Source organism: Kamptonema animale CS-326, assembly GCF_028330895.1.
Classification (GTDB): Bacteria; Cyanobacteriota; Cyanobacteriia; order Cyanobacteriales; family Microcoleaceae; genus Kamptonema; species Kamptonema formosum.
Window position 1 is genome coordinate 1 of record NZ_JAQMUA010000183.1, and the last position, 4,315, is coordinate 4,315.

Genomic DNA, 4,315 nt, shown 5'->3' on the forward strand with positions numbered 1-4,315 from the left:
CTCAAGGACTGGGACTTGCCTTTTGGTCTAAGTTTTCTATATCCTTCTGTCTTTGCTCGTTGGTATTCTTTGGCTTCAACCACTTGGGCCATAGTCCAACTACAAAATTTCTGCTTTGTAAGCTAGCATCTTTTACAGGTTTAGGTAGAAAAGTAAAGCTGTCGCCCCACATAACAAATACCACAGCTAAGAACAGGAAAAAAGGAAGGAAGTTTTTTGATTTTTTGGCTGACATAAGTGGAACGGGGTTGAGGTGATCGATGTGCGCTCTTTCAGTTGGCTCACTAATAATTACAAGGTAACATAAGGAGCCAGCCTAGAAGCAAACTAGCTCAGAACTTACGCATTAAAGTCTGAAACTCCGCTCCTCCGAACTCCCCTTAAAAAAAGGGCTGATTTTCCTCTCTTTATTAACGTAGTAGATTGTTTCGCTTTGCTCAGATTGCTTTATGGTGAGCAACTGCGCTACGCTTGACTGGGCTTCCGGGTTGATTCGGCTTGCTTCTGACACTTGTAACTGCGCTTCGTAGCTCATAATTAGAAGATAAAAGCATTCGTCCGAAAGCAGCAGGGAAAAGATTTAGATTATAAATATTTCCAGACTATTTTTGTTAAAATAGAAAGGCAATTATCACTTTTTAGGTCTATCCTACTTCCCACAACCAGGACAACCACCTGCGAGGAATCAAATATGTTTTCTAATTTAAAACTAAAAAACCGCATTCTAATTGGATATGGTTTACCGATTTTATTTTTAATAAGCTTAGGCTGTCTTCTCTACATAGGTGCTGTTAGTCGAGATGCTATAGATCGGAAAGTAAAGCGTTCTCAAAACACCATTATCAGCATAGTAGATGTAACTCAAAGCCTGTCAGTAATGATCCGTAATGTCAGGGGTCAGGTGCTATTTCCCCAAGACATTAGTTACCAAAAGAGATATGAATTAGGATTGGAGAATTTTCGGAAGGCAACCGTTGAACTAGATAATTATTTTCAAGATAATGAACAGCAAAAGCTGCTGACTATTATGGTCACAGAAATAGATAGCTTAGATAAAATTTCTAAACAAGTGTTCGGATTGGTAAAAAAAGGCGATCTTGGTTATGCCAAAAATCTTACGGGTTCCCTACGGGTAAATGAAATCGATCGGGTACGAGAAGATATTCTCACAAAAGAACTTGCATTTTTAGCAAAAGCATCTCAACAAGAAGAAAACGAAACGCGATCGCTACTGGCATTGATTCTGATTGGTACGGCGGTGTCTGCAATTGGTTCCTTCGCTATTGGTCTTTGGGTTGCGTCGGATATTGGTAGGATGATGAATGGAGTAGCAGATGCGATCGCTACTTCTTCAATTAAGATTACGGCTACCGTAGACCAGCAAGAACGCACTGCTAGCCAGCAAGCTGCTGCTGTGAGTCAAACCAGCATTACAATGGATGAATTAGGTGCATCCTCACAGACTACAGCCCAGCAAGCGCAATCAGCAGCCACAGGAGCGCGTCAAGCCTTAAAGTTGTCTGAGGGAGGAACTCAGGCTGTAGAGCGTACTTTGGATGGAATGACGGCGCTGAAAGGGAAAGTGGAAGCGATCGCCAATCAAATTACGCACTTAAATGAGCAAGCTAACCAGATTGGAACTATCTCAGGTTTAGTGAGCGAATTAGCAAACCAAACAAATATGCTAGCTTTGAATGCGGCTGTAGAAGCGGTGCGTGCTGGCGATCGCGGCAAGGGATTTGCTGTTATTGCTAATGAAATTCGTCAATTAGCCGATCGTAGCAAAACCTCAGCCACCAAAATTAATAATCTCGTTGCTGATATTCAAGCTGCGATCGATTTATCAGTAAAAACAACGAATGAAGGCACAAAAACTGTGGATTCGGGGATGGAATTAGCTCAAGGAACGGCAGAAGTTTTTTCCGCTGTCGCTAATGCTATTAACGGCATTGCAGTTAGCACTCAACAAATTTCCCTTACCGCTCAACAACAAGCACTAGCTGTTGAGCAGGTAGTTGATGCAATGAAAACTATTAATCAGGGAGCAGAAGAAAGCGCGATTGGTATTTCTAAAACGAAAGAAGGTACCGAAGAGCTAAACCAAGCTTCCCAGAATCTCAAAGCAGTTTTGTAGTATGATTGGTAATTGGTAATTGGTAATTGCTAATTGGGAAAGAGACTCCCAATTTTCCCTTTCTTCCTTCTTCCTTCTTCCTTCTTCCTTCTTCCTTCGGTTATAAGATTTCCGCAAATTAATCGGCAAATATTATGAAAATCATGCAAACGGTAATACAAGTTTCTCTTAGTTTTGCTACTTGTCTCTGGCTACAATCCTGTAGCCAGCCGTCAGAGGTTATAGCGCCACCAACTCCTACTCCCTCGTCCAAGAAGATAACTTTAAGCGGTTCGCATACAATCGGATCTATTCTTTCTGAAATAGCCAAGCCCTATGAAACTGCACACCCCGGAGTTAAAATTGATGTCAAAGAAAATGCTACTTGGCGCGGAATTGCAGATGTACGCCAGGGGACTGCGGATATAGGAATGGTTGCTCGCTCAATGAAAGCTGATGAGAAAGACTTATTGGCTTCTACTATTGCTAAAGATGGCATATCAGTAACTATACACAGGGACAATCCAGTTAAAAGTCTGACAAACCAGCAGATTGTTAATATCTACACTGGCAAGATTAAGAATTGGCAACAAGTAGGTGGCAAAAATCAACCTATTTTGGTTATCCATCGCTCTGAGGGAGTGGCTGCATTAGAACCTTTTTTGAATTATTTCAAATTAGAAAAAAGTGCGATTCGCGCTGATGTAGTTGTTACTGAAACGGACGAACTCGTACAGGCTATGGTTGGGAAACCCCAGGCTATTGGTTTTAGTTCTATTGGTGTTGTAGAATCTATTAAGGACATTAAATTATTACCAATTAACGGAGTCACCCCTACTAATGAAAATGTTAGTAGTGGTAAATTTCCCATTACTCGCCCTCTAAATGTGGTTACGAAAAATCCTCCCTCAGCTTTGGTAAAGGAGTTTATAGATTTTAGTCTTTCTCAGGAGGCGCAAGCAATTGTTAAGCAGAAAAAGTTTGCACCAGTGAAATGATTCTTAAGGTTTTACCTAAAATAAGCCTGCATGAGTTATAAGCATATTGTTGTACGATTAAAAGCCGGATAATCAATTTGAGGAGTGGGTGTGAAGAAGTGATTCCAGCATTTGATGAAAACGGCAATCTACCACCAGGAGTGCATTTTTGCGAATGGGAAGAGTTTAAGGAGAGATTTGGTACAAATTCTACGAGGCGGCAGATGATAGATGGTTTGGAATTGGCTATGATCCAATTAAAAGCAGCAGGCTGTAGAACCATTTATATTGATGGTAGTTTTGTTACCAGTAAACCAAAACCAGGTGATTTTGATGCGTGTTGGGAACCAGAAGATGTTGATTACGATTATCTCCGAAAAAATGCCCCTAGATTACTAAATTATTTGGATCGTAGCGCACAAAAAGCTAAATATAAAGGTGAAATTTTTCGTTCAGATCAACCCGTAGGAGATTACGGCTTAGCTTCTTTAGAATTCTTTCAGCGTGACAGAGAGTTAAATCCCAAAGGCATTATTGCTATAAATTTATTGAGGTAGAAACCATGATTAAAAATGAAAAACAGTATGAATACAGTCAAGAATGCGCTCGAAAATTTCAATATTCTATTAAGGCGTTAGAACAAGATGAAGAACTCAAGAAAAAAGACCCCGAAGGGTGGCAACTTTCTTGCGATGTCAAACAATCTCACCTGATGGCTTTACAAGCAGAAATTGCTGAATATGAAAGACTTATTAATTGTGACCAAAACCAGCCGATTCAAATTAAAGTTGAGAGTATAAATAAGTTACCTGATGCTTTAATTAAAGCTAGGATAGCCGCCAAAATAAGTCAGCAAGAATTAGCTCAGATACTAGGAATTGAAGAACAGCGAGTTAAGCAGTATGAGGATACAGATTATCAATGTGCCAGTTTTGTAGAAATACTCGAAGTTAGCACGGTTTTGGGCGTAGAATTTGAAACGGCTGTGATGCAGGTAGATTTCCAGGAAATAGAAGCTGTTAAACAGAGTGCAGAAAAATGGCGAAAGGAAAAAGTGAGTATGACGGCTAAAACTTCATAAGGGGGCTCTCCCGTACCTGTGGTGATAAGCACGGCTTATTTAAGTAAGCAAGCTAATAACTTTTCTCGTAAAGAATCAAAGGTCTTAAAGCCATAGCTTTGTCTAATAATCAATTTAATCTTGTTATTAATTCCCTCCATCACA

Annotated in this window: 5 protein-coding genes; 4 read left to right on the forward strand and 1 reads right to left on the reverse strand. The window is 40.1% G+C overall.

What is annotated here, in order from left to right; translation table 11 throughout:
* Positions 1-691 precede the first annotated feature (691 nt).
* From PN499_RS10800 to PN499_RS10815, 4 genes are all read left to right on the forward strand, one after another.
* Positions 692-2,134 (forward strand): methyl-accepting chemotaxis protein, encoded by a 1,443-nt coding sequence (locus tag PN499_RS10800; protein ID WP_272031863.1) that lies wholly within the window; start codon positions 692-694, stop codon positions 2,132-2,134.
* Positions 2,135-2,277: 143 nt separating this feature from the next.
* Complete coding sequence (locus tag PN499_RS10805) at positions 2,278-3,111, forward strand: phosphate ABC transporter substrate-binding protein (protein WP_272031864.1); 834 nt, start codon at positions 2,278-2,280, stop codon at positions 3,109-3,111.
* A gap of 98 nt (positions 3,112-3,209) precedes the next feature.
* Positions 3,210-3,647, forward strand: a complete 438-nt coding sequence (locus PN499_RS10810) for a DUF6932 family protein (RefSeq protein WP_272031866.1) — start codon at positions 3,210-3,212, stop codon at positions 3,645-3,647.
* Positions 3,648-3,652: 5 nt separating this feature from the next.
* Positions 3,653-4,171, forward strand: coding sequence for a helix-turn-helix domain-containing protein (locus PN499_RS10815; RefSeq protein ID WP_272031867.1), 519 nt, complete (start codon positions 3,653-3,655; stop codon positions 4,169-4,171).
* Positions 4,172-4,206: 35 nt separating this feature from the next.
* On the opposite strand, the gene PN499_RS10820 is transcribed toward PN499_RS10815, so the two are convergent.
* On the reverse strand, positions 4,207-4,315 hold a 109-nt coding region (locus tag PN499_RS10820), incomplete at its 5' end, for a transposase (RefSeq protein ID WP_272031868.1).

What these genes read in the sequence shown, in the direction of transcription:
- PN499_RS10800 (WP_272031863.1), top strand. Translation starts at nt 692, where the DNA reads ATGTTTTCTAATTTAAAACTAAAAAACCGCATTCTAATTGGATATGGT.
- PN499_RS10815 (WP_272031867.1), top strand. Translation starts at nt 3,653, where the DNA reads ATGATTAAAAATGAAAAACAGTATGAATACAGTCAAGAATGCGCTCGA.
- PN499_RS10805 (WP_272031864.1), top strand. Translation starts at nt 2,278, where the DNA reads ATGCAAACGGTAATACAAGTTTCTCTTAGTTTTGCTACTTGTCTCTGG.